Source organism: Paenibacillus camerounensis (assembly GCF_000723885.1).
In the GTDB taxonomy this organism is placed as follows: domain Bacteria; phylum Bacillota; class Bacilli; order Paenibacillales; family Paenibacillaceae; genus Paenibacillus_AQ; species Paenibacillus_AQ camerounensis.
In genome coordinates, this window is sequence record NZ_CCDG010000049.1 from 75243 (window position 1) to 100442 (window position 25200).

The 25200-nt window shown below is 49.0% G+C and carries 32 protein-coding genes; 4 read left to right on the forward strand and 28 right to left on the reverse strand.

Annotated elements, in window-relative coordinates:
• Position 1: 1 nt before the first annotated feature.
• The 6 genes from BN3772_RS18595 to BN3772_RS18620 are packed head-to-tail and all read right to left on the reverse strand — an operon-like array spanning position 2 to position 5447.
• On the reverse strand, positions 2-835 hold the full coding sequence (locus tag BN3772_RS18595) for a MetQ/NlpA family ABC transporter substrate-binding protein (RefSeq protein ID WP_042201291.1): 834 nt from the start codon (positions 833-835) through the stop codon (positions 2-4).
• 12 nt (positions 836-847) lie between these two features.
• A complete protein-coding gene (locus BN3772_RS18600) occupies positions 848-1867 on the reverse strand; it encodes a uroporphyrinogen decarboxylase family protein (RefSeq protein ID WP_042201292.1) in 1020 nt (339 codons plus the stop codon).
• Positions 1868-1897: 30 nt separating this feature from the next.
• Positions 1898-2557 carry a methionine ABC transporter permease gene (locus BN3772_RS18605; RefSeq protein ID WP_042201293.1) on the reverse strand — a complete coding sequence of 220 codons (660 nt, stop codon included), beginning with the start codon at positions 2555-2557 and terminating at the stop codon, positions 1898-1900.
• Positions 2532-3575 (reverse strand): methionine ABC transporter ATP-binding protein, encoded by a 1044-nt coding sequence (locus BN3772_RS18610; protein WP_042201294.1) that lies wholly within the window; start codon positions 3573-3575, stop codon positions 2532-2534. Before BN3772_RS18610 ends, BN3772_RS18605 begins: the two co-directional genes overlap by 26 nt.
• Before the next feature lie 12 nt (positions 3576-3587).
• Positions 3588-4742, reverse strand: a complete 1155-nt coding sequence (locus tag BN3772_RS18615) for an amidohydrolase (RefSeq protein ID WP_042201295.1) — start codon at positions 4740-4742, stop codon at positions 3588-3590.
• A gap of 33 nt (positions 4743-4775) precedes the next feature.
• Complete coding sequence (locus BN3772_RS18620; RefSeq protein ID WP_042201297.1) at positions 4776-5447, reverse strand: GntR family transcriptional regulator; 672 nt, start codon at positions 5445-5447, stop codon at positions 4776-4778.
• Positions 5448-5657: 210 nt separating this feature from the next.
• Here BN3772_RS18620 and BN3772_RS18625 point away from each other — a divergent pair, with 210 nt between their 5' ends.
• Complete coding sequence (locus BN3772_RS18625; RefSeq protein WP_042201298.1) at positions 5658-6380, forward strand: ATP-binding cassette domain-containing protein; 723 nt, start codon at positions 5658-5660, stop codon at positions 6378-6380.
• Positions 6377-7105 (forward strand): hypothetical protein, encoded by a 729-nt coding sequence (locus tag BN3772_RS18630; protein ID WP_042201301.1) that lies wholly within the window; start codon positions 6377-6379, stop codon positions 7103-7105. Before BN3772_RS18625 ends, BN3772_RS18630 begins: the two co-directional genes overlap by 4 nt.
• 65 nt (positions 7106-7170) lie before the next feature.
• On the opposite strand, the gene BN3772_RS18635 is transcribed toward BN3772_RS18630, so the two are convergent.
• From BN3772_RS18635 to BN3772_RS18685, 12 genes are all read right to left on the reverse strand, one after another.
• On the reverse strand, positions 7171-7530 hold the full coding sequence (locus BN3772_RS18635; protein WP_157643620.1) for a hypothetical protein: 360 nt from the start codon (positions 7528-7530) through the stop codon (positions 7171-7173).
• A gap of 270 nt (positions 7531-7800) precedes the next feature.
• The gene (locus BN3772_RS18640; protein WP_042201304.1) at positions 7801-8133 is read right to left on the reverse strand and encodes a hypothetical protein; all 333 of its coding nucleotides are present in this window, start codon (positions 8131-8133) and stop codon (positions 7801-7803) included.
• A 25-nt stretch (positions 8134-8158) separates the two neighbouring features.
• On the reverse strand, positions 8159-8284 hold the full coding sequence (locus BN3772_RS31575) for a hypothetical protein (RefSeq protein ID WP_269322197.1): 126 nt from the start codon (positions 8282-8284) through the stop codon (positions 8159-8161).
• A gap of 581 nt (positions 8285-8865) precedes the next feature.
• Entirely contained in the window at positions 8866-10347 is a 1482-nt protein-coding gene (locus BN3772_RS18645) for a M56 family metallopeptidase (protein WP_042201306.1), read from the reverse strand.
• Positions 10344-10703 (reverse strand): BlaI/MecI/CopY family transcriptional regulator, encoded by a 360-nt coding sequence (locus BN3772_RS18650; protein ID WP_042201308.1) that lies wholly within the window; start codon positions 10701-10703, stop codon positions 10344-10346. The genes BN3772_RS18645 and BN3772_RS18650 overlap by 4 nt, the downstream gene beginning before the upstream one ends.
• Positions 10704-10813: 110 nt before the next feature.
• Entirely contained in the window at positions 10814-11464 is a 651-nt protein-coding gene (locus BN3772_RS18655) for a hypothetical protein (RefSeq protein ID WP_042201309.1), read from the reverse strand.
• Positions 11465-11503: 39 nt separating this feature from the next.
• Positions 11504-12124 carry an HAD family hydrolase gene (locus BN3772_RS18660; protein WP_042201311.1) on the reverse strand — a complete coding sequence of 207 codons (621 nt, stop codon included), beginning with the start codon at positions 12122-12124 and terminating at the stop codon, positions 11504-11506.
• 52 nt (positions 12125-12176) lie between these two features.
• Positions 12177-12452, reverse strand: a complete 276-nt coding sequence (locus BN3772_RS18665) for a hypothetical protein (protein WP_042201313.1) — start codon at positions 12450-12452, stop codon at positions 12177-12179.
• 63 nt (positions 12453-12515) lie between these two features.
• Complete coding sequence (locus BN3772_RS18670) at positions 12516-13058, reverse strand: hypothetical protein (RefSeq protein ID WP_042201314.1); 543 nt, start codon at positions 13056-13058, stop codon at positions 12516-12518.
• Complete coding sequence (locus BN3772_RS18675; RefSeq protein WP_244444786.1) at positions 13051-13413, reverse strand: hypothetical protein; 363 nt, start codon at positions 13411-13413, stop codon at positions 13051-13053. The genes BN3772_RS18670 and BN3772_RS18675 overlap by 8 nt, the downstream gene beginning before the upstream one ends.
• Positions 13414-13476: 63 nt before the next feature.
• Positions 13477-15033 carry an ABC-F family ATP-binding cassette domain-containing protein gene (locus tag BN3772_RS18680; RefSeq protein WP_039874528.1) on the reverse strand — a complete coding sequence of 519 codons (1557 nt, stop codon included), beginning with the start codon at positions 15031-15033 and terminating at the stop codon, positions 13477-13479.
• 97 nt (positions 15034-15130) lie between these two features.
• On the reverse strand, positions 15131-16054 hold the full coding sequence (locus BN3772_RS18685) for a DUF7638 domain-containing protein (protein WP_042201318.1): 924 nt from the start codon (positions 16052-16054) through the stop codon (positions 15131-15133).
• A gap of 159 nt (positions 16055-16213) precedes the next feature.
• On the opposite strand from BN3772_RS18685, the gene BN3772_RS18690 reads away from it, so the two are divergent.
• Positions 16214-18085, forward strand: a complete 1872-nt coding sequence (locus BN3772_RS18690) for an LTA synthase family protein (RefSeq protein WP_042201319.1) — start codon at positions 16214-16216, stop codon at positions 18083-18085.
• A gap of 392 nt (positions 18086-18477) precedes the next feature.
• On the opposite strand, the gene BN3772_RS18695 is transcribed toward BN3772_RS18690, so the two are convergent.
• From BN3772_RS18695 to BN3772_RS18730, 8 genes are all read right to left on the reverse strand, one after another.
• The gene (locus BN3772_RS18695; protein WP_157643621.1) at positions 18478-19119 is read right to left on the reverse strand and encodes a hypothetical protein; all 642 of its coding nucleotides are present in this window, start codon (positions 19117-19119) and stop codon (positions 18478-18480) included.
• Entirely contained in the window at positions 19120-19749 is a 630-nt protein-coding gene (locus tag BN3772_RS18700; protein WP_052380583.1) for an immunity protein Imm33 domain-containing protein, read from the reverse strand.
• Positions 19750-19874: 125 nt separating this feature from the next.
• Complete coding sequence (locus BN3772_RS18705) at positions 19875-20411, reverse strand: GNAT family N-acetyltransferase (protein ID WP_042201321.1); 537 nt, start codon at positions 20409-20411, stop codon at positions 19875-19877.
• Between the two features lie 117 nt (positions 20412-20528).
• Positions 20529-20900, reverse strand: a complete 372-nt coding sequence (locus tag BN3772_RS18710) for an iron chaperone (protein ID WP_042201322.1) — start codon at positions 20898-20900, stop codon at positions 20529-20531.
• Between the two features lie 110 nt (positions 20901-21010).
• Positions 21011-21259 carry a hypothetical protein gene (locus BN3772_RS18715; protein WP_042201323.1) on the reverse strand — a complete coding sequence of 83 codons (249 nt, stop codon included), beginning with the start codon at positions 21257-21259 and terminating at the stop codon, positions 21011-21013.
• A 40-nt stretch (positions 21260-21299) separates the two neighbouring features.
• Positions 21300-22013: an AAA family ATPase gene (locus tag BN3772_RS18720; protein ID WP_042201325.1), complete on the reverse strand. Its 714-nt coding sequence runs from the start codon at positions 22011-22013 to the stop codon at positions 21300-21302.
• A 43-nt stretch (positions 22014-22056) separates the two neighbouring features.
• Positions 22057-22731, reverse strand: coding sequence for a hypothetical protein (locus tag BN3772_RS18725; protein WP_157643622.1), 675 nt, complete (start codon positions 22729-22731; stop codon positions 22057-22059).
• Positions 22728-22997 (reverse strand): hypothetical protein, encoded by a 270-nt coding sequence (locus BN3772_RS18730; protein WP_197071784.1) that lies wholly within the window; start codon positions 22995-22997, stop codon positions 22728-22730. Before BN3772_RS18730 ends, BN3772_RS18725 begins: the two co-directional genes overlap by 4 nt.
• Positions 22998-23161: 164 nt before the next feature.
• Between BN3772_RS18730 and BN3772_RS18735 the strand changes: the two genes are divergently transcribed.
• Positions 23162-24067: a PhzF family phenazine biosynthesis isomerase gene (locus BN3772_RS18735; protein ID WP_042201328.1), complete on the forward strand. Its 906-nt coding sequence runs from the start codon at positions 23162-23164 to the stop codon at positions 24065-24067.
• Positions 24068-24114: 47 nt separating this feature from the next.
• Here BN3772_RS18735 and BN3772_RS18740 read toward each other — a convergent pair whose 3' ends face one another.
• Both BN3772_RS18740 and BN3772_RS18745 read right to left on the reverse strand, forming a co-directional pair.
• Positions 24115-24477, reverse strand: coding sequence for a GIY-YIG nuclease family protein (locus tag BN3772_RS18740; RefSeq protein WP_042201330.1), 363 nt, complete (start codon positions 24475-24477; stop codon positions 24115-24117).
• A gap of 198 nt (positions 24478-24675) precedes the next feature.
• Positions 24676-25155, reverse strand: coding sequence for a DUF6530 family protein (locus tag BN3772_RS18745; protein ID WP_042177843.1), 480 nt, complete (start codon positions 25153-25155; stop codon positions 24676-24678).
• Between the last annotated feature and the right edge of the window lie 45 nt (positions 25156-25200).

Consider the following 25200-nt stretch of genomic DNA (forward strand, 5'->3'; position numbering starts at 1 on the left):
CTTAGTTGTTGTCCCATGCTTCCGGCAGAATGAAGCCGTCATATTTCTCAAGTCCCTTGATGTATTCCTCGAACACCGGCGACTCATAAGCCGCCTTCAGATCCTTAGCCCACTGGGTGTTCTCATCCTTTTTGTTAACCGACACAATAATTCTGTGCTGCATAGGCGTGTTCTCGATTTTCAGCGCATCCGTAATCTTTCTGTCCGGCGAGTTGGCAATGTAGTTACCGTTAACTACACCGTAGTCCACATCCTGCAGGGAAACCAGAATCTGTGCCGGGTCGAGGATTTTGATATCAATATTGAATTTGTCCGGCTCCATGCTGTTGATGTTGAAGTCCGCTACACCGGCGCCTTCCTTGATTTTGATCCAGCCCAGCTCCTCCAGAATCCGCAGCGCGCGCTCCTGGTTAACCGGGTCATTCGGAACAGCAACCGTTGTACCGTCTTTTACATCATCGAGCGTCGTATGATTCACGGAATACAGGCCCTGCGGAGCTCCCGGAACATAAGCAATTCCCGTCATGTCTGCACCGATTTCTTCATTAATAGCTTCCATGTAAGCTGTACTCTGGAAAATACTTGCATCAATCGAGCCTTCCTTCATTGCCGGGTTAACCTGCATGTTCTGCGAGAAGGTTTTGATATCCACCTTGTAGCCCTGCTCCTCCAGAATCGGCAGAATCGACTGGCGGAATTGCTCTTCATAGGTTCCCACACCAAATCCGACGGTGATTTCCTTCTTGTCTTCTCCTGCGCTCTCCGCATCCTTATTGCCGCAGGCTGTCAGCACCGCCATAACACCAATCAGCATAACCAATAATAATTTCTTCATTACCCTCATCTCCTATTCCAATACTATGTTTTTAAATTGTACTAACGCCTCATCTGTTACGTTCAGGGGGATCGCACAGTTTGGCGAGAGAATAAACGGCTGGTCCTTCATCAAAGTTAAAGCATCTTTAGCCTGCTGCCTGATCTGCGTTATATCGTTCACGGCGAACAGGCCATGATCGACTCCGCCTACTTTAGTAGCTTTCAGGTTGGCTCCGAGACCCGGATTGCCTTCGGCAACGGTATCCCAGCTGATGCCGTCGATCCGGTAATCGTTGAATTTCTCCGGCTGCGAATAGGCTCCGCAGGTATGCAGGATGTTTTTGCCATAGCTTGCGGCTTCCAAGACGATGGAATCATAAGGTCTGGACAGCTCATCGAACATCGCTTCATCGAACAAACCCGGATGCGCTGTACCAGTCACTGCGTAGAACAAGCCGTCGGAGCCCGCGTGCTGCAGCTCTTTTACATAGTCGGCCAGCGTTAACGAGATCACATGCAGTGCATGATGCGCCGCCGCCCGGTGCTCTTTGAACAATGATTCCAGTGTCACCGGCTGCTCGATGCCAAACACCGTCTTGGTTACATATGCGGAGCGGCCTACGATAAACAGCAGCACCGTCAGCGGTGAGAATACAGTCTGAATCAGCGGCGTATCCGGTAATCCCAGGCGTATCTGCTTAACGGCCTCCAAGTGCTCCTGGAACACAGCCGTGTCCGCCGCTTTCTTCACTTCAAGCTCCCACAGATTCTCCGCCGCCGGGATTACGGTTGTCTTTTGCCGGGGGAATACGGTCTGATAATCTGCAAAATCATACTGGTTACCCCACGCTTCAGCCAGATAGGTTGCTCTCGGATTGATTTTGACCCAGTCCCAATCATATTGCTTCGTGAAGGAAATGGTCGTTGCCGCCAAATCCTCTGCAGTCTGTTCCTTATCGATAAAATGGCGCCATCCGCTGACAATCGGACGATCTGTCCGCTCTCCGGATAATAAGGCTCTGAAACGGTCCTGCTTACTCCAATTACTCATCTGCCGGCTACCTCCAAGTATATGTAGTGTTTAGTGACGGCGAATTTTGCGCGCCAGTGTGTTGCCTAACGATTGAATGCCCTGTACCAGAATAATAAGGATAATGACTGTGGCTACCACAACAACGGTGTCGAACCGCTGGTAACCGTATACGATAGCCAAATCGCCGACCCCGCCGCCGCCGACCGTCCCGGCCATTGCCGTTGCCCCGATCAGACCGATCGTCGCTGTCGTTAACGACAGAATCAAGGATGCGAACGCCTCAGGCAGCAGGAAATGCCAGATCACCTGAAACGGGGTAGAGCCCATGGACTCGGCGGCTTCGAGAATTCCCGGGTTCACTTCAAGCAGGGAGTTCTCAACCAGCCGTCCGATGTAAGGAGCAATGTAGATGATCAGCGGTACAATTGCAGCTGCTGTCCCAATCGAAGTAGACACAATTGCCCTTGTTAGCGGAATAATGGCCACCAGCAGGATGATAAAAGGCAGCGAGCGAACGATATTAATGACCGGATTAAGCAGGGTATAGGCTGCCTTGTTCTCCAATATGCCGCCCGGACGGGTAATTACAAGCAGAATCCCGATGGGAACCCCGAGCAGGGAACCGAAAAACAGGGATATACCCACCATTTGAATGGTTTCAATAAAAGCCGTTAAAAACTGCTCACCGGTTACTGTAGTCGAGAACATGCGGGTCCACCTCCTCTACGTCTACTCCATTGCTTTTCAGGAACGAGACTGCCTTATTCATCTCTGCTCCCTCACCATCCAGCTGAATAATCACAGTTCCGAGTGTCTTCTCCTGAATCTCAGTTGTATTCGCGAATAAAATGTTGACCTTGACCTCGTTCGCACGGATCATCTCATAGAGCAGCGGTTCAGTGGTGGTGGCTCCGACAAAATTCAGCTTGCAGATCCGGCTGCCGGTTCCGGTTTTTATGGTTTTTTGCACACTAGGTGTTATGGTATTTTGAATGACGGTTTTTACAAAATTCTGTGTGGTGAGATGCTGCGGATGCCCGAATACATCCAGTACGCTGCCTTGCTCGATGATCCGTCCTTCCTCCATCACCGCCACCTTGTTGCAAATCTCCTGGATGACCGACATTTCATGTGTAATGATCATCACGGTAATGTTGTATTCCGCATTGACCCGCTTCAGCAGCTGCAGAATCGAACGGGTGGTCTGCGGGTCCAGGGCAGAGGTTGCTTCATCACAGAGGAGAATGGACGGATTGGAGGCAAGCGCTCTGGCAATTCCCACACGCTGCTTCTGTCCGCCGGACAATTCATTCGGGTAGCTTCCAGCCTTGTCGCTTAATCCAACGAATTCCAGCAGCTCTGTTACCCGCTTGCGGATCTCCTCTTTGCTCTTTTTCAGCAGGACAAGCGGGATCGCAACGTTATCGAACACCTTCTTGGATTCCAGCAGGTTGAAATGCTGAAAGATCATGCCGATATTTTTCTTGGCTGCACGCAGCTCTTTAACGCTGTAAGCCCCAAGATCATGTCCATCGACCAGCACCTGGCCTTCAGTTGGCCGCTCCAGGTAATTGACCAGGCGGATTAGCGTGCTTTTGCCGGCTCCGCTGTAGCCGATAACGCCGAAGATGTCGCCCTTTTCAACCTTCAGGCTGATTCCCTTCAGGGCTTCAATCGCGATCCCTTTCCGGGTGAATGTTTTGTGCACATTTCTTATTTCAATCATGTTCATTCCCCCTTATGCTTGCAGCTTCTCCAGTGCCTGTTCTGCCAACGCTGCAAAATACTTAGCCGCAGGCAGGATTGCCGCCTCATCTACATCAAACTGCGGGTGATGCAGCGCATAGCCCGGACCTGCCCCGATATTAACAAATGCGCCGGGAATCTGCTGCAGATACAGTGCGAAATCCTCTCCGCCCATCTGCAGCGGAATATCCTCAACCTTATATCCTGTATCCGAAGCGACCTGCTTCGTAAAATCAGCCCATTCTGCATGGTTCACTGTTGCCGGCGGCCCCGGATACCAGAGCAGTTTCGCCTCAGCACCGGCTGCTGCCGCAATGCCTTCGATGATACGCGTCATCTGAAGCGGAATATCACGGCGGATCCCCTCATTGTAAGTCCGCACTGTCCCTTCCAGTTCAACCAGCTCAGGAATTACGTTCCAGGTGAAGCCGCCGTTAATTCTGGTAACACTTAACACAACCGGCTCGATTGCGCTGCTCTGGCGGCTTACCACTGTCTGTAGCATGGTAATAATCTGCGCCGCAGTTACAATAGTGTCTACCCCTTTTTCCGGTGTAGCGGCATGGGCGCCAACGCCTTTTACCTTGATCTCGAACCGGTCTACGCCTGCCGTCAATGGTCCTGATCTTGTACCAAACGTACCTGTAGGCAGCTCCGGTGAATTATGCAGTCCAAATATGGCAGCTACATCCTTCAAACCTCCGGATTCCAGTACACTTTCCGCCCCGTGACCTGTCTCTTCCGCCGGCTGGAACAGGATTCTGACCCGTCCCGGCAATTCATCCTCACGGGCTTTCAGCAGCAAGGCAGCTCCCAATATAACTGCGGTGTGGAAGTCATGGCCGCAGGCATGCATTTTTCCCGGTAACTCAGAGGCATAAGACAAGCCTGTCTGCTCCTCAATCGGCAGTGCATCAATATCACAGCGTATAGCAACTATTGGCCCGTCGCCTTGTCCGATTTCGGCAATCAGTCCGGTTGCTAATGGCAGGTCTAGAATATGTATGTGAGCAGCTGTCAGCCAGGCCCGCAGCTTCTCTGTTGTTCTGAACTCCTCATAGGCCAGCTCAGGCTCCCGGTGCAGATTTCTCCGCACCCCGATTAATTCGCCCTCCAGCTCCTGATCATTCTTATAGGTAAGATTCATAGGTTCATAACTCCCCTTTCAGTTAGCAGAGGCTTATGCATTGACCTCAGCTTCAATCCCGCTCATCCGCTCAAGTGCCGTAGCCAGACTGTTCAAAATATGCTCCCGCATCGCTTGCTCAGCGCCGTCTTCATTTCTGTCCGCAATCATCTGCAGAATGTCGTTATGCTCTTCATCCGCCTGCGTATTCCAGTCCCCGTGCAGGGAGACATAACGGCAATACCGGAGCGAGCGGTCCCTAAGCTGGTTCAGCACCTTTTCAAAGGTTATAAGCCCGCTTATTTCCGACAGATAATCATGGAATTCAAAGCCGTAGGAGACAAAATCCTGTTTCTCGCCGAGCTGAAAGGAATGCTTGATCTGTGTCATCATCACGGTCAGCTTCTGAATATCTTTACCGGTGGCATTCTTCGCTGCGCTTCTGGCGATGTGGCCTTCAAGCATGCTGCGGATCTGAAAAATCTCCTCAACCTCTTTAAGCGATAACGGAGCTACCTTTAGCCTTCCATTTGGCTGGCGGACGAGAAAATCCTCATTCTCCAGTCTCTGGATCGCTTCTCGCAAGGGAGTCCGGCTGACTCCCAGCATTGCTGCCAGGCTTTCTTCGTTGACTGCCTGACCCGGCTCCAGCTCGTTATTAATGATGTTTTGCTTCAAAGCATAGTAGGTATTATCCTTCGACAGCCTTCGTGATCGTATCTCCATACCGCTGATGCTCCCTATGTGAAAATGTACTTGATATCAGTTCATATAATTGTATAATTGTATACAATTATTATTTAAGTGCTTTTAACAGAGTAACGGCCTGCTGGTTTGGAAAGTTTTCTCTTTTTTCAAGCTTTTTTCATACTATAAACCTATTATTCACACTAGTCAAGTATGATTTATAGGTGATAGAGTTGGGAGCATTTTAAAATGATACTTAAGCCCGCAATTCCTCATGCTGACAAATACGTGATTAGTGTAGAGGCCGTTAGCAAAGCTCTTCAAGGTAACGAAATTATCAAAAACGTTTCCTTTCATATCCCGTTTAATAGCATCTACGCCATTATCGGCCCTAACGGTGCCGGCAAAACCACCCTCCTGCGCCTGATCACCAGGCTGTTGCCGTTAGATCAGGGTTACATCCGTTACGGTGTTGATGAGCAGGCGGTATCGGTTCTTTTGGAAAATGACTATTTATTTGAAGCAAAGACCGGCATAGACAACCTGCGGGATTTCGGGATCTACCTTGGAGTTGACTCCGCGCAGGTAGAATCCGCCGTTACCCGGTATGCCGGGCTGCTGCAGCTGAATTCCGCACTGGGCCGCAAGGTCGCCAACTACTCCAAGGGTATGAAGCGTAAGCTCTCCCTGCTGATAACATTACTGCGGGGTACAGATATTCTGATACTGGATGAATTAACGTCCGGCGTGGATTCGGAGTCCAGAATGGTCATGCGGGCTATGCTTCAGCAGCTAAAAGCCGAAGGCAAAACGATCGTTATCACATCGCATGATCTGGCAGAGGTCCAGAAGGTCAGTGACTGGATTACTATTCTGGTAGATGGGTGTAACGCTGAGGTTATCAATAACGCGACTTTTGACGGAGATTTGGAAAAGCGATTTTTTGACACACTGGAGGAACTTAGATCATGAACCTTCATCCGGTTAACCGGCTTAACTTAAAAGATGTAATGCGCAGTCCCTCTTATCTGAGTATGGCTGTTGTTGTACTGCTCGTTCCACTCCAGTCGGTGATACAGATATCCTACGGCAGATCTGATTCAGCAGGATTTACGGTGGCCTATACGCTGCTCATCTTGAATATATCGGTCTATTTTCTGGTGAATATGTTAACGGTTAGCCTGATTGTCATCTCGGAAAAGAGTACCGGACGCTGCGAATATTACCTCGCCAACAAGCTGGAGGTTCAGCGCCTTACCTCGATCTACAGCCTGTCCTCCCATTTGCTGTGCATAGGGCCTATTGTCATTCTTAATATTCTCATTATGGGATACGCTTTAATGATGGAGCAGAAGATCCTGCAAGAGCTTTATTTCAGTACATCCTTCGTCTATTTTGCAATCACATTTCTGCTGTTCACCCGCTGTGTAACGAGTGTAATGACGCTGGTGTCCATGTTGTCCACAACGCCTGAGCGGATTCGTACAATTTTGTCCGTTGGTTCTGTCCTGTTCATGTTTGCAGCTACGCTGACCGGAACACTCATTAATACACTAGGATTCATTCCCGGCCGCAGCACCGTTATCTGGACTTTCGGTTCAAGCCTGCTTTTGCTTACCCTACTGTGTGCCTTAGTTCAGCATGTATTGAAGAAGAGATTAACCAATGAAGCTGTGATTCTTTCCTGTAGACAATAGCTGCTCAGTACAAAAGATACAAAAAAGCCCCCGCCATAAGGCAGGAGCTTATTCATACACATACTCTAAACCTTGAACAGCACAATAATCTCTGTCAGCAGCACCAGACCGGCGGCAGATACACCGAACGAGTTGATCAGCGTAAGCGCCTCCGGATAAGATTCTTTGCGGAACTGAGAGCACAGGGAAACGGTCCACAGCACAGTGAAAAAAAGGGCGACCGATCCGCAGCCCTGCTCCGCCAGAGCGCGTCTTCTGCGCGAGAAAAAGGTGCCCAGCCCCGCAAAAGTAAGCAGCATATAAATGACCAGCTCCGCAGTTGAAATCGCGATAATCTCCCCGGCCGAAAAAAGATGCATTAAAGCGTACTGAATGCACAGCCCCATAAACACAAGCAGGTTAAAGGAAACTTTATGTAATCTCAAGTCCTGTTCCTCCATTTGCGTAATAATGTATAGCAGCATTTAGATAACGCTTACATTATAGTTGCAAACAGTTTCCTTTTCTGTGATTTATGATTCCCTGTACCTAATATTAATTTCATTCCTGCATCACTCTTAATATTCATTTATATCCCACTGTCATTCCAAAGACTCTATAAGACTGCTAGTAGCATTACTATCGAAACCGGCGCCCAGATTCTACGCTCCCGGACGCTTTTGGTAATAAGCCTAACTTTTCTGAAGGATAATCGGTCAATCTGTTTTCACCAAAATATCATTGTATATTTGTGTTACCTCGGCATATCCGACTATTCTGCTGCCCTCCTGAATTGTTAATACTCTGCCTATCCATAAAGTTCGAGGATAATATTCCGGAGTTATGAAAGTAATAGTCCCCATGACACAATCCCCTGGCCGCACCATAATATCACCATAATATTTATGTATACCAGTCGTTAAATAATCATCTTTCACCAAATGTGCCGGACGGTAGCCTGAGTACACTGGCCTATTCCGGCCACTGCCCTTCCCGTCACTTTTTAACAAGGTTATTTTTGCAGCAATATGTGGTAAGTAGAGAACCACCTCATTATTTCCTCCTCACATTATTTTATTTTTTATCCCTTATCTCACGAAGAATCTCTTCAATTCCCTCCATCTTTCTTAACATCTTATTCTGATTCCCAAGCAATCCAGATAAACCAATGACAACAATAATTATAAGAATAATTTCCACTTTTACTCTCCTCTCTATCAGTTGAAACCTCTTTGCTTTTAAGAAAATATAGTATATTAATACACAGCAAGCAATTTCTTTTATAACGAGGGATGATGTCATGAGATTCTGGAGAAATACGTGAATGTGAACTACAGGACCATAGTATTCAAAAAAGGGAATGGAGCGTATTTCACTTATAGATACAACTACTAGTGGGCAGCATGACACTATTGCTTTTTCTGATCTAACATCTCTTTAATTCTCCAGTCCGGTGTGCTCACGTATTTCTTGGTACTTTTGTTCCATAGTATGCTCCCAATTTGTTTGGTACTTCTCTTTCGCCTCTACCACTGCGTATTCCTGCCTACAAATATACTTATTCGGTTAATGAACTTTATTTTTCTATTACTGTCTACCATACAAAAAGCACCGGGAATCTGCGGCTCCTTCCGCATTTCCGGTGCTAATTACATATACATTACAGCTGGCCGGCATGGTGGATTTCGCGGGCAATCAGGTGCCGCATAACCTCTCACACGGATGGAGCAAGCTCTGCCTGGCAGCTATTGCATGTTTGCAGCCTCCTGAAGCGTGTATGCTTAATAATCCGCAGACCGCATTTCCTCTACACGGTCAATCAACTGATGAAGCCCTGCTTCATCTGTAGCATACTGACGGATATCTCCTTCAAGCTGCTTGCCGATCTGCTCCCTTTCAAAGGTAACGCTATACGTTACACTGCCATTTTGATTGGTATCCTCTATGAGCGGGTAGGTGACGGTCCCCATCCGGTCAGTAAGGATATAGGTTATACTGTCCACGTTGTCAATCAGGCTAAAAAGCACAATGGAATTTCGGTAGAACGCATCGCCGCTGATCGCACCGTTTTTGGTCACACCGGCTGAATCCTGCATGTCATATTTAATAGTCAAGCCATACGGCGGAGCCACCGTCTGAAGCTCCATCCCCTCAGCCTCCAAGCCTTCCGGCACCGGCAAGCCGCCGATAATTCCGCCAACCTTACTGGCAGCACCCACGTAGGGTGTACGGTTTTTTAACAGCTGCTCCACGTTGTAGCCTTTATATGACTGCTGTACCGGAGACACCTCAGGCTTCGGGTTAACTATACAGACAGCAAGGATAACGGTGATTACGACAAATGTACATGCGGTGATCCAAGGGGACGGCTGGCGGTAGGTGAGAATATTTTTGATTCTGGATTTCACATTCCCCTCGCCAAAAGCAAGCGGACTCCCTGCCGGAACTCCCCTTTTACCTGTTGCAAGTGTGAGTAAAGAAGTTGAATAGCTCCCTTTAATCCCGCTGCCCAGCTTCCGGACGACCGTTTCATCACACGACATCTCCATATCTTTGCCCATAAGCGCGTACGCCAGCCACATGAAGGGATTGAACCAGTGAAGGATGAGCAGCAGGAAGGCAAAGGGCTTAATCAGATAATCCCGCCTGCGGATATGTGTCTGTTCATGCAGTATGATATAGGGCAGCTCCTGACTGCTCATTCCGGCAGGAACGTAAATCTTCGGCTTAATAAAACCGCACACAAAGGGCGCCGCAATCTGATCCGACTCATAAATATTCGCTTTAACAAGTGTTGCGGTCCGTACTCGTGCCGTAATGCGCACATACGATACAATGCTGTACAGTAAAAGAGCTGCTACGCCTGTCAGCCAGATCATACTTCCCGTCCACAGGATAAGCTGCAGCGGGTTTACGCTGGCGGTCTGGACAGCACCTGGAAGTGAGGTATTAATCAGCCTGCTTACTCTGTTAATACCGGTATCTATTGCCGGCTGGAGCTGCAAACCAATACCTGGCGTTACAAAATTCATAAGCCCTGTTCCCGTCCCTATCTGTGAATGAGGCTGGAACAGCCGCAGCAGACTGAAATCCGAAGGAATACTGACGGGCAGAACCAGTCTGATTCCTACAGCGGACCATAACAGATAAGAGAATATTTTGGGGGCTCTCCTTAAAAACACCCGTACCAGCAGCACTGCAGCTGCCACATAACCCGCTGTAATGCTCATATTTAGGACATTGATGAACCACTCCGTAATCATCGGGTCGCCTCCTCAATGATCCGCTTCAGCTCCTCCGCCTCCTTTTCGGACAGCTTCTTTTTGCCCAGAAAAGCAGTTAAAAATTGCGGCAGCGATCCGCCAAAGGCTTTTTCCACTACCGTCTCGCTTTCGTATTGCTGTGCCTCTGCTTTTTTGATAATCGCTGTAACGGTTGCATCTTCATTCTTCAGAATTCCCCGCTCACACAGCTTTCTGAGTACGGTATAGGTCGTGGATTTCTTCCAGCCCAGCCTGGTCTGGCTCAGCTTCACCAGCTCTGTTGAATTAATCGGCTCATTATCCCAGATCAGGCAGGCGAACTTATACTCGGCATCGAACAATTTGTAGGTTTCCATGCAGCTCCTCCTCATTCCAAGTTTACTCCAGTAAACCTCTTGTGATGAGTTTATTGCAGTAGACCTCGAAAGTCAAGCCGGTCGGCTGAATCACCGGGTGACATCTCCATTCAATCTAACCTTACTTTACCGGAAATTTTCACCAGCCTGGCACCAAGCACAATAAACCACGCTGCAAAAGCGAGCTGACAAATAAACGTTACCGTAGTGCCGATTAGCCAGGGGAAAGATCCGACCAGATCAAGTATTCCGGCAGCAAAACCCAAATAGGCACAGGCCTTGCCCAACGGGCTTTTCATGATAACAAAGCTCAGTATAATCGTTGCTGTCCCCATGATGAGCGCCGCGGTATGCAGACCCCCGTAATACATGCTGAACATTAGCTTAAGGCTCTCAGCGGATATATCAATATTGAATACAGGGTAAACCACTCTCCCCAGGATGATAACGAGCAGTATGTAGACGGGAATGCTAAGCGCCAGAAGTGCGCAGCCCAGCAGGGTTTTGAACAAATCTGTCTTAGCCAGGACATGATATAGCGCAGCAATAGCCGGAATCAGACACAGCGGGGCAAAGAACAGCAGTTCGTCCGCCATGGACATATTCAATTTCCACTCGGTCAGCCATCCCATCAGCTCAGCATCAGCAGCCGTTGGAGGGATGGGCACCGGCAGCATAAACAGATATTGTATAAAAAAGAGAACTCCCGCCAGGATCAGCGCAATACCGCCGAACTGTACGGCACTCGGCTTCAATTGCATGTGCTTCAGCTCCATCTCAGGTAAATTTGGGTGTAAGGCTTAATTGAACAGCTCCAGCAGATCACTGAAACGGTTAATCGTATAATCCGCACCGCTAGCCTCTCCAAATCCATAGCTTGCAAAAACAAACGGAATTCCGGCAAACGCTGCGGCCTTCTGGTCCCCTTCCGTATCTCCCACATAGACCGGATTCTCCAGATTGTTTCTCTGCATGATCAGCTTGATGTTCTCACCCTTGGACAGCCCGGTCCGGCCCGGATTCTCAAAGTCGTTGAAGAACCTGCCCAGCTGATGATACTCATAAAAAGCCTCGATATATCCCTTCTGACAGTTGCTAACGATGAACAGCTTGTATTGTGCCGATAAAGCCGTAAGCACTGCTTCAAGCTCTTCATATAACACGCCGCCCTGCTTAACCAGGTAATGACATTCGGCTTCGCAGCACTCGTCCAGAAGTTTTTGCTGCACTGCCTCTTCCATACCGGGAAGCAGAATTTTACCTACCTCCGCAGGCTGCAGGCCCATAATCCCCTGTAAATTTTCCTTGGTGATAACATGCGGAATGTCTGCATACCTGCGAAGCACATCATTCCACGCCACCGTCACCACCTCCGAAGAATCCCACATTGTTCCATCCAGATCAAAAATAATGCTGTCCATGTTAGCCTCCGATACTAAATTTATTTGAATGCCTGCTTACTATTTTATGTTATCACTTTAACGTCTTAACGGATTGCAGCCGGGCTTTAACTCCGATTCGCTTAGTAAAAGTAATGATATAATCTTGATTTATTTCAACTACTCCAGATATATCAATGGATGTCTTTAGTGTTCTTGTCTGCCCGTTCAAATTCACAACCTGTAGCTCTTCATCATCTACCGCTGTAGCTTTAGCAAGTTCAATACCCGATGAGGTAAATGAATTCCAAAATACGTACAATAACAGCATTATAATTAAAATTCCAAAGGCTTTAGATTTTGAAATCATTGTCCAGCTCCTTGATTATTTTTTGGCACCGGAAAGCTTGCAACGCAGTCTCTTAGTCTCTAATCACAAAGCTTTATCAAACTCCGCTCCTTTTCCACTGTACAAATAGGTGTATTCTCCATATTTGTACATATCAGAATCAGAATAGTACTTATCTATTAAGTACAGAACCTGATTGCGATACAAGACCGCCTCCTCCATCAAAGAAGCCCCGATTGTTCCGGTTCCGTATGGGCGATCTTTGCCTGGCGCTACAGAGGTATCCGTCCAGTCTGTCCACTCCAGCATCGAACCCGCTTCAACAAAAGCCTCATATCTCTTCTTATATTCCTTCAATATATTTTTATCTTCTTCAAACTGATACTGCTTCGATAACTCTTCGAATAGATGGTTCCATTCCGCTTCCCAGGCAGCCACATATGCATGAGCTACATACCTTATCTCAGCTGTAGCTGACGCATTTTCAATATCTTCACTGAAGGCACGGTCGATCGGGTTATCTGATGCTGTATCTTTGTCAATCTTTCCGCTGCAGCCAGCGCTAACACATACCAGTAAAATAATTGCCAGCAGGCCTATCACTTTGCCTTTTCTATGTTTACTCATTAATGCTATCCTTCTTTGCTTGATGCTCAGCCAGAAATGAGACAAGAAATGTCTCTAGCTTATCATCCTCCAGATAGAATAAGTCTACAATATTATATGTGAAGAAACTCCCCCTGCTTTCCTCTTTTTCAAACAGCTCACGTCTTCCGAATGCATTATTGTCCTTCGAGTATCTGCTCTCCAGGACAGCCATCAACTGAAAAAAACGCATATCAGGCTCTTGCTTCCATAACTGCTGAACCATACTCATTATCCGCTCTATTCTCTCCGGATCGCGCATCCTCTTTCCCCCAATTTTGTAATATACCAATATCATACCAACTGCAGCCCCGCTTACATATAAAGGATTATACACTCCGCCGCTTCCACGCCAAAACGGGCCGCCTCACCGAGGCAGCCCGTTACACAGCTTAGCATATTAGAATACTTTTGTAGTCCACGACTCACAGTTCCACGTATCGGTTACGATGTCGCGGTAGAACTCCGGTTCGTGGGAGATCAGCAGGATGCTGCCTTTGTACGCTTTGAGCGCACGCTGCAGCTCTTCCTTGGCATCTACGTCAAGGTGGTTCGTCGGCTCATCGAGTACGAGCAGGTTGGATTCGCGGTTAATCAGCTTGCAGAGCCGGACTTTGGCTTTTTCGCCGCCGCTCAGAACCGCGATCTTGCTCTCGATGTGCTTGGTGGTCAGGCCGCACTTGGCAAGCGCCGCGCGGATTTCGAACTGGGTGAAGGAAGGGAACTCTGTCCATATCTCTTCAATACAGGTGTTGTAGTTGGCATCCTTCATCTCCTGCTCGAAGTAGCCGATTTCCAGCAGATCGCCAAGTCTGGCGGAACCGGAAAGGGTCGGGATCTGGCCCAGAATGCTGCGCAGCAGCGTTGTTTTACCGATACCGTTGGCGCCGACGAGTGCAATCTTTTGTCCGCGTTCCATACTGAGATCAAGCGGTCTTGAGAGCGGAGAATCATAGCCAATTACCAGATCCTTTGTCTCAAATACAACCTTGCCGGAAGTACGGCCCTGCTTGAAATTGAACTGCGGCTTCGGCTTCTCCTTGGCCAGCTCGATCACTTCCATCTTGTCCAGCTTCTTCTGGCGTGACATCGCCATATTACGGGTAGCCACACTCGCTTTATTCCGGGCTACGAAATCCTTGAGGTCAGAGATTTCCTGCTGCTGACGCTTGAACGCAGATTCAAGCTGCGATTTCTTCGCCTCATACACCTGCTGGAAATACTCATAATCCCCAACGTAACGGGAAAGCGACTGATTCTCCATATGGTAGATCAGGTTGATTACGCTGTTCAGGAACGGAATATCATGGGAGATCAGAATGAAGGCATTCTCGTATTCCTGCAGGTAACGCTTCAGCCAGATGATATGCTGCTCATCCAGATAGTTCGTCGGCTCATCGAGGAGCAGAATGTCCGGCTTCTCCAGCAGCAGCTTCGCAAGCAGTACCTTGGTGCGCTGTCCGCCGCTCAGATCGTGAACATCCTTGTCCAGACCGATGTCGGTCAGGCCCAGGCCGCGTGCGGTTTCGTCGATTTTGGCGTCGATCATATAGAAGTCCTGGTTAGTCAGCGTATCCTGAATGGTACCGACATCCTCCAGCAGCTGCTCCAGCTCCTCCGGAGTGACGTCGCCCATCTTGCCGTACATATCATTCATTTCCTGCTCCATATCGAACAGGTACTGGAAGGCGCTGCGCAGCACATCACGGATCGACTGTCCCTTAGTCAGCGCGGCATGCTGATCCAGATAGCCTGCACGCATACGCTTAGCCCATTCTACCTTGCCTTCGTCCGGCTGAAGCTTGCCGGTAATAATGTTCATGAAGGTAGACTTTCCTTCACCATTGGCTCCAATCAGACCGATATGCTCACCCTTCAGCAGGCGGAAGGATACATCCGTGAAAATCGCCCGGTCACCAAACCCGTGACTCAGCTTCTCTACATTTAATATGCTCATGAAGTTAACACCTTTTCCTTTACAAAGTATACTCGTCATATTATAAAGGTTTTGGGGCCGCAACTCCAGAAGGGTTTTCAAAAAAATACACCTCGAGCTAAACCTCCCTTTTAACGTCCGGTGTATATATGATCCGCCGGTAATCCCTATCTCTGTTATCCATATCCCCCAGATACATCCGCTCATGCTCGGGTACAAGCTCATATTTCTCTTTCAGCTTCCCGCGGGTATATTCACCTGGGTACTCCAAGTAGGTATAGTAGGCTGCCCTGCATTCTTCAGCAGCTGTTTTTTGCCCATTCAGCTTTTTGTGCAGCTCTACAAGCTCCTTGTACTTCTCGGGAATCTCTGATGAATAAAGCGGCTTAGCTAACGTAACCTCACCGAGATTCTGAATTCGGATCACTGAATCCGCCGAAAATTCCGTGAACAGCGTCCCGTCCGCAAACAGCGTGCCTATCTCTTCAATCCGGTACTCCGCCTCCTCAGGCAGATTGTACACAGCAACCCGCCCGTCTTTGTAGACAATAAGATTCACCAGATAAATTGCTCCTGCATATTTCATAAATAGAAAGAATCCTCTACCCTCAACCGTCTGATAAAATAATTCCTGCATCACATAAAAGTCCGTCGCAGCCGGTGAGCTTGTGATTTTTCTCGCTTCCTGCTGCTGCTTCTCCCGTTCCGTTACCTTATAAAGATTGGTCAGCTCCGGGTTAAGGCTGCTTATTACGTCTACAAAATGTTTAAGATACGTCTGCTTCGAATAATCCCACTCCGCCTTTACCACTTTATACGCACCAAGGCCATGAATGGACAGCTGTTCCCCTGAAGGAACAGCCGGAGCTAGCCAGCCGGAATTTATTTTATCTGCCAGGCCATCCTGATCTACCAGCTCCCAGCAATTGCTCATGCCGTCTTCGTATACATCCACATGAATATAGAAATAATGGCCGCCGTTATTGATGATCCCCGGAACCGAAGTTCCTTCAATTTTCTTTGTTCTGCGTATCGCTCTCATCCGTAAGCTCCTTTTATAAACTTTTGTAAAGGGAAAGTAAAATAAATATGATTTTTACATAGGAATTTTCAGCATTTTCAGGTAATCTATTAGAGTTGAATTTGGAAGCTGCGATGTAATAGAATGAATTAATTAACGTGTAAAGGATGCGCATAAGCAATGCGGTTGAAAGAACCACGCACACTCAGTAAACGATCTATACTATTCTTCTCTATCATTATGCTGGCGAAAAGCTACTTTGCCTGGTACTACCTGTTCGAAGACGGGCCGACCTGGAGTACCCTGTTCAAAGAAATCCCCTTTGTCCTGATTATCTTCTGTCTGATTGAGTGGTTCGCCACAAAGCGGAAGATCGCTATCTACATGCTTGTCAACCTGCTGATTACCGTACTATTTTTTTCACTGATTATCTACCACAATCACTTCGGAATTATTGCCACCTCTCAGGTATTCGGCCAGGCGAAACAGGTGGGTGCCGTTAAAAAGAGTATTTTCGCGGTGCTCCATCCGCAGTATATGCTGATCTTCCTGGATATTATCGTCATCAGCCTGATCATGCTCAGCCGCAAGAAGGCCGTGGCCTGGAAAAAGGCGATGTCACGCCGCAGCAACCGCAAGGTTGTCGCTGTTCTGTTCTGTATTTCGCTCGTGATCTGTATGATGAATATCTTCCCGAACAAAGCCAGTATGAACGAGACGGTTCAGGCCGAGCAGATGGGTATTCTCAACTACGAAGCCTATGCCCTGCTTGCAGATGATAAGGAAGAGCTGATCGACAGCTCGGTGATTACGCAGTCTGTCATTGATCAGACTAAAGGCATTACCGTCCGTTCTGAACCGATCCTGAATGGGGCCGCCAAGGGGAAGAATCTAATTATTATCCAGATGGAGTCATTTCAAAATTTCTTAGTCCATCTGTCGATTGACGGGCAGGAAATCACCCCTAACATGAATGAGCTGGCGGACAGCAGCATCTATTTCCCGCGCTTCTTCCAGCAGGTCGGCCAGGGCAACACCTCAGATGCGGAGTTTATCGTCAACACTTCGTTCTACGTACCGCCGGATGGTCCGGCGACCGAGATTTATGCGCCAAAAGAGCTGCCAAGCTTACCTAAGCTGCTGCAGGAGCAAGGCTACGATACCGCCACCTTCCATACGAATGAAGTGGATTTCTGGAACCGCGGTGAGCTTTACCGCGCGCTTGGTTTTGACCGTTATTATGATAAAGCTTTCTTTGGCGAGGAAGATACCGTTTTCTACGGCGCCTCTGATGAAGTGCTCTATACGAAAACTTCTGCAGAGCTGGCCCGGATGAATGAGAGCAGCCAGCCGTTCTATTCCCATGTCATTTCAATGTCCTCACATAATCCGTTCACCATTCCGGAGAACAAGTACCAGATGGCGCTGCCGGAGCGGTATGAGGGAACCTTTGTCGGCAACTACATTCGTGCCCAGAACTACGCAGACTATGCGCTGGGACAGTTTATCGCTGAGCTCAAGGAGAACGGCGTATGGGACGACAGCCTGGTTGTATTGTACGGCGACCACCGCGGACTGCCGATATTCTCATTGAAGGATGAGGATAAGGTGCTGCTGCAGGAGATTCTGGGAAAAGAATACACCGAACGCGACCTGATCAACATTCCGCTGATCATTTCGTCTGCCGGAGTCCCTATGGCCAGTGTCCAGAACCAGTTAGGCGGCCAGGTCGATATTCTGCCGACCGTAGCCAATCTGCTTGGTGTACCGCTCGATAATCATATTCACTTTGGGCAGGATATTCTGAACGAAAGAGAATACAACCTGCTGCCGCAGCGTTATTATCTGCCGACCGGTTCCTTTGTGAACAATGAGGAGCTGTTCCTGTCCGGCAGCGGCTTCGAGGACGGCCAGCATTACACGCTGTCCGGCGACGGCGACAAGCCGCTGCAGTCCACCGAAGACGAATTCGACTCAGCGCTGAAGCTGCTTCAGCTGTCGGACAGCTATGTGTCACAGCTTCCGGACCGTGAGATTGCTGAGGAAGAATAGACCATTAGCATTACACAGCCGCTCCTGGTGGGGCGGCTGTTTGTTGTATCAATCCTTAACGAGAAATAAGTGTATTTGCTGCAGCTAAATTGGTTAGTAAAGCTACTTTTTCAGGAATAAGTGTATTCCGTGCAACTATCTTGGACTAAAACTGCGATTTAGCTCAAAAAGACAGATAATAGTTGCACCGAGTACACTTAAACCGATAAAAACTCAAAAAGTCATTGAAATAGTTGCACAAAGTACAGTTATCCTGTGGGATTGTGGATATTAGAGATCTAAAGACGAATTACTCCCCCTGGTAGGCCGAATCTATAAATATCACCTGCGGCTATTAGCGCTCAATAAACTTTAAGTCTACTCCTATCTTCTAACTTCGAAATGTACGCTGCCTACAGCCACAGTTTCTTACCCCAGACTTCTCTGCGTGCCAGCAGTAACTGTTTCCCGGAGTATGTATAATCAAACAGCTGTTCATCAGGAGCGGCGTATAAATCTATCAGAACCTTGGGTATAATTGCAGCATCAAATGACCACAACTCTCCGTTGTTTCCGGTCACGGCCGCATCCCATGGCTTGCCGCCAGTCGCCTCGTCCGTAAAGTAAATTCCCACCTGATCATAGTAATCCGCAAACTGCTCCATAAGACTCCAAATATACGGCTGCACCTCACATATCAGCTCACCCGTTCTGTAATCCGCTGTGATCTCCTCCGTCAAGAACAGCAAGCTCACCTCAAGCCACGATTCTGCCAGCTCAGGAAACACTTCAGGAGTAAGACCGGCCACATAGGGCCTTACATGCAGCGAAAGCCCCTCTACAGGGACCTCCTCTGCATCTGCATTCCCGCCTTGATACATAAAACCGTTGTCCGCCACTTCCCATTTAAGTCCGCTATCGAAATAGCTATTGTCCAAGCCTGCCTTGGAGAGGAATGCAGCAAACTGCTGTATCACCTCTTTGTAGTTACTCTCATCACATTTCACATAAGTCTGAATATGCGAGTATTCCGGCATCGTACGATCTCCCTCCACCTACTCCTCCGGCACCCAATCCCTTACACGGACCCACGCCCCGTCCCTGCTCTCCCGTTCAAAAGCACTGCCGACTTCTCCCTTAAACGGCTCCAGCAGGCTCGGGTCCTGATCCATTATGGCATATACGTGCATCAACCGCACATTGTTGGAATTGCCCAGATACGCTTCATCCTCATCCCCTGCAAACAGCCGCCAGCCGCTGTCCTGCTCCCGTTCCGGGGCCTGCCGGTACATCCAGTGCACCGCGCTGCCGGGCTCCAGGCATTTCTTTGAGACGAGCGCCATTTTCTCGCCGACCTCCAGCCACAACGGGTCACCTTCGCGAAGAATGGTGCGGGCAATATGCTTCGGTTCAAATTGTATCGTGTCTCCAAGCTTCAGTGACTTCAGGTATTCCGGTGCATTGGTCAAAATACCGGTATAACGGCAGCTGACAGGGTCTTGTCCGGTAATCTCCACCCACATCCGTTCTGCACGCGGCCCGCCTTCTGCCGGATTCGTTAATACGAAATGCAGTCTGACCAGTCTTCCGGTCTGCTGGGAGCTTCTTTCATGCTCAGAGGGAATAAAGAACGATTCCGGGTGCAGTAAGCTGGTTTCTTCAACATTTTCTAATATCCATTCCACTCAGCATTCCTCCTTAGTCGGTTATTACCCGATTTCCGCATATTCACTTGATTATCGAGCTGATGCTGCACAAAGAAAAAACAAGCTGATTTTACACATCTTATGCCCCCTATGCCCCGGAATATTCAGAAATTCTGTTTATATTCATGTTCAAGCACAGAATAAAGAAAAGAATCATGCCATCCGCCTTTATGCCACATATGCTCCCGCAGATGACCTTCGTAGCGCATGCCGATTTTTTGCATGACTTTGGCTGAACCGGTGTTGTCCGGCCGGCAGGTGGCGTAAATCCGGTGCAGCGCAAATTCACCGAATCCGAGATGGAGCAGCGCCGCAGCCGCTTCACTCGTATATCCCTTTTTCCAGAAAAGAGGATTGAAGCAATAGCCGATCTCCCCCTGGCGGGGCTCCCTGAAATAAATCCCGCAGCCGCCAATCAGCTGACCGGTAGCCTTCAGCACAACTGCAAACTCGTAATCACGGCGCGGCGACTGCTGCTGCATCTCCATTGTCATGTTAATATAATCTTTTGTCTCGGCTTCCGTATTCGGGCCCCAGATCATATATCTGGCGACCAGCGAGTCTGATGCATAGGCATGGACCTCTTCATAATCCTCAGATTCAATCTCCCTGATCAATAACCGTTCCGTCTCGAGCTGCATGTTATGCCACATCCTTTTCTTCAGGGGTAACAGACTTTGTTATATTCTCTCAGAAATACAAAAAAGCCACAATGAAAAGCATTGCGGCCGGCTTCCTTTTGTATTATGCTACGTGCTTTATTTCCGCCAGAAGGTGGCACAGTCTGCTTTATCCAGAATGTTGAATTCGATCATTTCTTCAAGCAGGGAGTAGTCAACCGGACTTTCCCACTTCATCCGCAGCAGCTGCTTCGTATGGTCATAGCCGGCTTGTACGATCCTCTCGGAGAACCGGTTAATTCCCGCTACCTCCGGGGCTACCGCCATATGCTGCTTGGATACACTAAACCCGATAATATAGGTGCCATGATCGGTGAACATCGGCTGATTCCAGGCTATTTTGGGCTCCAGCCCAGGATAACGCCCGGCTACCCAGCTAAGCACCTCTTCCGTCCGTGTGCGGTGTGCAGGATTCTTGATCCCGTCCAGGTATTCTGCAAAAACCTCCATGCTGTTCCTCCTGTCTCTCAACTGCCTTTATCTTGATTTCAACTATATCGAATACAAGCAGGTTAGTCAAAAAAACGCCACATTTCCAGCTATGCAGCAATACCGGGAGTTTAGCCTAATTCCTTACTTTTAACAGTGAAGCCGCGCACCTTCATCCATTTGCCGCCAACGGCTTCATCGACGGAGCCGTTTTTGGTCCGGACACAGAATTTATGTGACGTTCCCCGGTCAAAGCCCGTCGCCTCAAACAGCAGATCATCGCCAGCCGTTCCCTTGTAATATACCTGCTTCAGCCCGAGCCTGTTCAGAAGCTCCTGCTTCACACTTTCCAAATATACTCTTGAATATTCTTTTGCCATGATGATTCCTCCCGCGATGTTCATTCGTTCATTCTTTCGTTCATTCGTCACTGAACAGCTCCCGCAGAACCGCATTCCGGTTCTCCAGAAACTGTCTCGTAAGGATATAGTGCATTGTATCTTCGTACCGGATCTCTCCCGCAGGGTGGCTGTCAAAGTTCAGAATCTGCGCACCCGGATAACCGAGCAGAATCGGCGAATGGGTTGCGATGATAAACTGGGCTTCCTTCTCCAGATCTTTGATGATGCGCAGCAATGACAGCTGTCTTGCGGGGGATAACGCGGCTTCGGGCTCGTCCAGCAGATAGATCGCTTTTTTACCGAAACGGTTAGTAAAAAGGGACAAAAAAGCCTCCCCGTGCGACTGCTTATGCAGCGACTGCCCCCCGTAATACCGCAGGCTCTCAGGCATCGTATCCAGATGGGAGGCAAAATGGTAAAAGGTCTCCGCCCGCAGAAAAAATCCGTTCGTAATCTTCGGCAGCCAGGATAAGCGGATGTGTTCGCCCAGTGCCGAATGCGAAGCATCGACATCATAGGTATTGTTCCGGCCGCCGCCGGCCGTATTGAAGCCGCACTGGTAAGCAACCGCCTCCAGCAGAGTGGATTTGCCTGACCCGTTCTCTCCGACCAGAAACGTTACATTGTTCTTAAACTCAAGCCGCTCAAGATTCTTCAAAGCCGGGATCGAGAACGGATAACGCCGGGGCTCCGGTATATTGTTCAGCATCATTTCCAGACCGCGCAGGAACAAGCAGCATCCTCTCCCAACCTGTTGTTAGTATATACCTGTTCGCTCAATCTCCGCCGGTTGCTTCATAATAGAGTCCGTCGTTCTTCCGCACAAGTGTCCCGTCCTGGGTTAGCTTCATGGACTGGACATCCTTTTGTGCCGGATAGCTCAGCAGCGCCTTGGTTGTTGTTTCCCTGTCCTGCCCGTTACCAATCTGATAGACCCCGATGGAATCCTCTTCCTGCTGTAAAATAAGATCATAAGTCCGGAAGCCGCCGTCTTCCCCGGCACTCTGCACCGGATATTCGGCCATGCTCTCGAGGTCCATCCAGGATATCACCGAACGGTGGATACCTGACCCGTAGGAATAAGCATACACAAGATCCTTCGTCCCGTCACCACTCACATCATAAGGCACAACGCTCGTAACCCCATAGCCGCCAAAGCCGGTTCCCAGCACCGCAGCTTTGCCGTCTGCTACAACATAAGTGTCCAGACTGCTGCCATCCTTAAAAAGCTGGTATCCCGTCTCCTCCCACACGTCCTCCGGCGTAATTTCAGTCAGCTCAACCGAAAGGGCAACGGTACCTGCCTTTTCTCCCAGTGACTCCCGGATAACCGCTTCAGCATCCTGAACCGACAGCTTAGCTGGCTTGGCCTCAGTATTACATGCTGTAAGCAGCAGACCTGCCGCTATCATACACACACCTAATCCGGCAAAGGCTTTAGTCTTCATCACATTTTCACCTTCCTGATATCTTTATTGAACCAGTGAACATACCCGCAGCGGTCACAGGTCAGAATATTAGCCGAACGGTTCGCAAAATCCAGATTAAAAAAGCTCAGCAAAGCCGTATTCAGCTGGGCGAAGCTATGGTCAAACCGGTCATGCCGGCAATGAACGCAGATGACACGCAGGTTGTTTACCTCATAAGGGGCCGGGGCCCGGATCTCTTTAACATTTTTATAAAACAGCTTTAAAAACCTCTTAGCACTGTTACCCATGCTACTCCTCCTATCCGCACGTTTTCCCTTATATACGTCTCCTATATTTGGAAGTTGCGTTAAGAATAGATTGTTTCAGGTGTAGGACCGCTCCAGCTTCTTGCAATCTGTACGGCTACCCATTATTCTTAACGGTATTCTTAACGACCCGGGGAGGCCATGAGTTGCGTACGATTCCTTTTTATATTGTAGATGTTTTTGGCGAGAACAAATATGCCGGCAATCAGCTGGCCGTATTCCGCCATACCGCTGATCTTCCGCAGACGCTGCTGCAGCAAATCGCCAATGAAACCAATTTTGCTGAAACCACGTTTATCGCATCAGATGAGCAGGTAAACGGCGGTTATAATGTGCGGATATTCACCCCGGATACAGAGGTGCCTTTTGCCGGTCATCCGAGTCTGGGGACAGCCTATATTATCCGGCAGGAGATTGAGCAGCGTATTGAACAGGAGGAATCTGGAGATTCCGGCAGTACCGTTGTGCTGAATCTTGGGGTAGGACAAATTCCTGTTGCGCCGGACAGCAGCGGCAAGCTGTGGATGAAGCAGAACCCTCCGCAATTCGGGAGAACGGCAGATGCTGCGGTGATTGCCGAGATTCTGGGTATCAGCCCGGATGAGCTGGAGCCGGATTATCCTGTCCAGGAGGTATCCACCGGCCTTGCTTCCATTATTGTGCCGCTGCGCTCGCTGGAGGCTGTGCATTCATGCCGGATTAATCCTATTGCCTATGAGCGTTTTCTGGCGGATCATTTTCGGGCGAACCTGCTTGTCTTTTGCAGGGAGACGGTTCATGAGAACAATGCTCTTCATGTGCGGGTATTCTGCGAGGATTCCGGATTCCCGGAGGATGCGGCTACGGGGAGTGCGAACGGCAATTTGGCGGGCTATCTGCTGAAGTATGAGGTGCTCGGCAGCAGCCGGCTGCAGTACCGTGTGGAACAAGGGTATAAGATTGGCAGACCTTCGTTAATTCATGTTAATGCAGAGAAATCAGATGGTCATTTTGAAATTAACGTCGGGGGGCTGGTACATCAGGTAGCCCGCGGAGAATGGATTATCGAATAGGAATACAGCCGCATGAGTCACGCTTGAGCTCATGCGGCTGCTTTAATTTACCGGAGCAACGGTTTATTATACCCTTTACCCTCATACGGCTGCAGCTTGTCGAGCCATTGCTTCAGCATCTGCTTGCACTCCCATTTAATATCATCCATTTCATCGGCTTCCTTCTGCTCCAGCACCTCATAGGTAAAGTTCTCAACGCCGCCGAGCTCTGTCCAATCCTTCTGCAGGGCCGCATTAGCGAACCGTCCCATGTCCAACTGCATCTGAAGGGTAAACCATTTGTTCTTCAGGTTGGAGAACGAGTCGATGTAGATTTTGCCGCTAATCTTGTTGGTAATCCGGATAGCTCCCATATAGGTCTTGATCTGTTTGTATTCTTCCTGCAGCTCTTTACGTTTGCTTTTGTCCATGTGATTCTCTCCTCTCGTTGATCTGCGCTCTGTTGCTTAATGTGCGGGTATATAGGTGAACGCATATGGTGACTTGCTGATCTTGCGGATGCTGTGTTCCTTGGGGCCATTTGCTGATTTTACGGATGCTGTGTTCTTCGGGGGCAATTTGCTAGGCGTCATACTTTATTTCAGCCGTTGCCGGAGCTGGATTGCGCTTTAATAGCCCATCTCCTTGAGCACCCGTGACAGGACGCTCAGGCGTTCACCAATCATTTCGCCGTCCTCGCCCAGCGCCTGGGCAAACAGCTTAATATCGTTGCCGATCATCGGATTATCGGTACACACCGCCACATTCATCGCGTCGCCCTGCAGTCCGATCCGGTCAATCTGCGGGTTCTCCGCATCATACATATCAGGCAGCCGGTAGGCATCCTGAAAATACTGGCTGCTTCTGCAGATCAGAATCGCCAGATCAAGCACCCGGTGCATCGGCAGCTCCTCCGACTGTCTCGACCACTTCTCGCCGGTATGTCTCCACACCTTGGCTGAAATATCCACCTTCCCCCGGTCATTCCACTGGGCTAAGCCCAGTGACAGGCCCTGTGCATCCGTATTACCGGCATAACGGCCGTCCACCTGTTCATAATTCTCGGATACAATCACAGGCTTATGCTTCAACGTTGTAGGAATTTTCATGTTCACACGCTCCAGTTAACAGTAGTTTGGGTTGCTGCTTTGGGT

Excerpts from the sequence above, each read along its gene's own strand:
- BN3772_RS18615 (WP_042201295.1), bottom strand. The coding sequence starts at position 4,742 with ATGAATCTTACCTATAAGAATGATCAGGAGCTGGAGGGCGAATTAATC.
- BN3772_RS18680 (WP_039874528.1), bottom strand. The coding sequence starts at position 15,033 with ATGAGCATATTAAATGTAGAGAAGCTGAGTCACGGGTTTGGTGACCGG.
- BN3772_RS18715 (WP_042201323.1), bottom strand. The coding sequence starts at position 21,259 with ATGGCAAAAGAATATTCAAGAGTATATTTGGAAAGTGTGAAGCAGGAG.
- BN3772_RS18655 (WP_042201309.1), bottom strand. The coding sequence starts at position 11,464 with ATGCAATTGAAGCCGAGTGCCGTACAGTTCGGCGGTATTGCGCTGATC.
- BN3772_RS18745 (WP_042177843.1), bottom strand. The coding sequence starts at position 25,155 with ATGAAAATTCCTACAACGTTGAAGCATAAGCCTGTGATTGTATCCGAG.
- BN3772_RS18620 (WP_042201297.1), bottom strand. The coding sequence starts at position 5,447 with ATGGAGATACGATCACGAAGGCTGTCGAAGGATAATACCTACTATGCT.
- BN3772_RS18670 (WP_042201314.1), bottom strand. The coding sequence starts at position 13,058 with ATGAGTAAACATAGAAAAGGCAAAGTGATAGGCCTGCTGGCAATTATT.
- BN3772_RS18645 (WP_042201306.1), bottom strand. The coding sequence starts at position 10,347 with ATGATTACGGAGTGGTTCATCAATGTCCTAAATATGAGCATTACAGCG.
- BN3772_RS18625 (WP_042201298.1), top strand. The coding sequence starts at position 5,658 with ATGATACTTAAGCCCGCAATTCCTCATGCTGACAAATACGTGATTAGT.
- BN3772_RS18605 (WP_042201293.1), bottom strand. The coding sequence starts at position 2,557 with ATGTTCTCGACTACAGTAACCGGTGAGCAGTTTTTAACGGCTTTTATT.
- BN3772_RS18730 (WP_197071784.1), bottom strand. The coding sequence starts at position 22,997 with ATGGGTAACAGTGCTAAGAGGTTTTTAAAGCTGTTTTATAAAAATGTT.
- BN3772_RS18595 (WP_042201291.1), bottom strand. The coding sequence starts at position 835 with ATGAAGAAATTATTATTGGTTATGCTGATTGGTGTTATGGCGGTGCTG.
- BN3772_RS18610 (WP_042201294.1), bottom strand. The coding sequence starts at position 3,575 with ATGATTGAAATAAGAAATGTGCACAAAACATTCACCCGGAAAGGGATC.
- BN3772_RS18740 (WP_042201330.1), bottom strand. The coding sequence starts at position 24,477 with ATGGACAAAAGCAAACGTAAAGAGCTGCAGGAAGAATACAAACAGATC.
- BN3772_RS18690 (WP_042201319.1), top strand. The coding sequence starts at position 16,214 with ATGCGGTTGAAAGAACCACGCACACTCAGTAAACGATCTATACTATTC.
- BN3772_RS18710 (WP_042201322.1), bottom strand. The coding sequence starts at position 20,900 with ATGGAGGTTTTTGCAGAATACCTGGACGGGATCAAGAATCCTGCACAC.
- BN3772_RS18600 (WP_042201292.1), bottom strand. The coding sequence starts at position 1,867 with ATGAGTAATTGGAGTAAGCAGGACCGTTTCAGAGCCTTATTATCCGGA.
- BN3772_RS18660 (WP_042201311.1), bottom strand. The coding sequence starts at position 12,124 with ATGGACAGCATTATTTTTGATCTGGATGGAACAATGTGGGATTCTTCG.
- BN3772_RS18705 (WP_042201321.1), bottom strand. The coding sequence starts at position 20,411 with ATGCAGCTCGAGACGGAACGGTTATTGATCAGGGAGATTGAATCTGAG.
- BN3772_RS18630 (WP_042201301.1), top strand. The coding sequence starts at position 6,377 with ATGAACCTTCATCCGGTTAACCGGCTTAACTTAAAAGATGTAATGCGC.
- BN3772_RS18685 (WP_042201318.1), bottom strand. The coding sequence starts at position 16,054 with ATGAGAGCGATACGCAGAACAAAGAAAATTGAAGGAACTTCGGTTCCG.
- BN3772_RS18665 (WP_042201313.1), bottom strand. The coding sequence starts at position 12,452 with ATGATTTCAAAATCTAAAGCCTTTGGAATTTTAATTATAATGCTGTTA.
- BN3772_RS18650 (WP_042201308.1), bottom strand. The coding sequence starts at position 10,703 with ATGGAAACCTACAAATTGTTCGATGCCGAGTATAAGTTCGCCTGCCTG.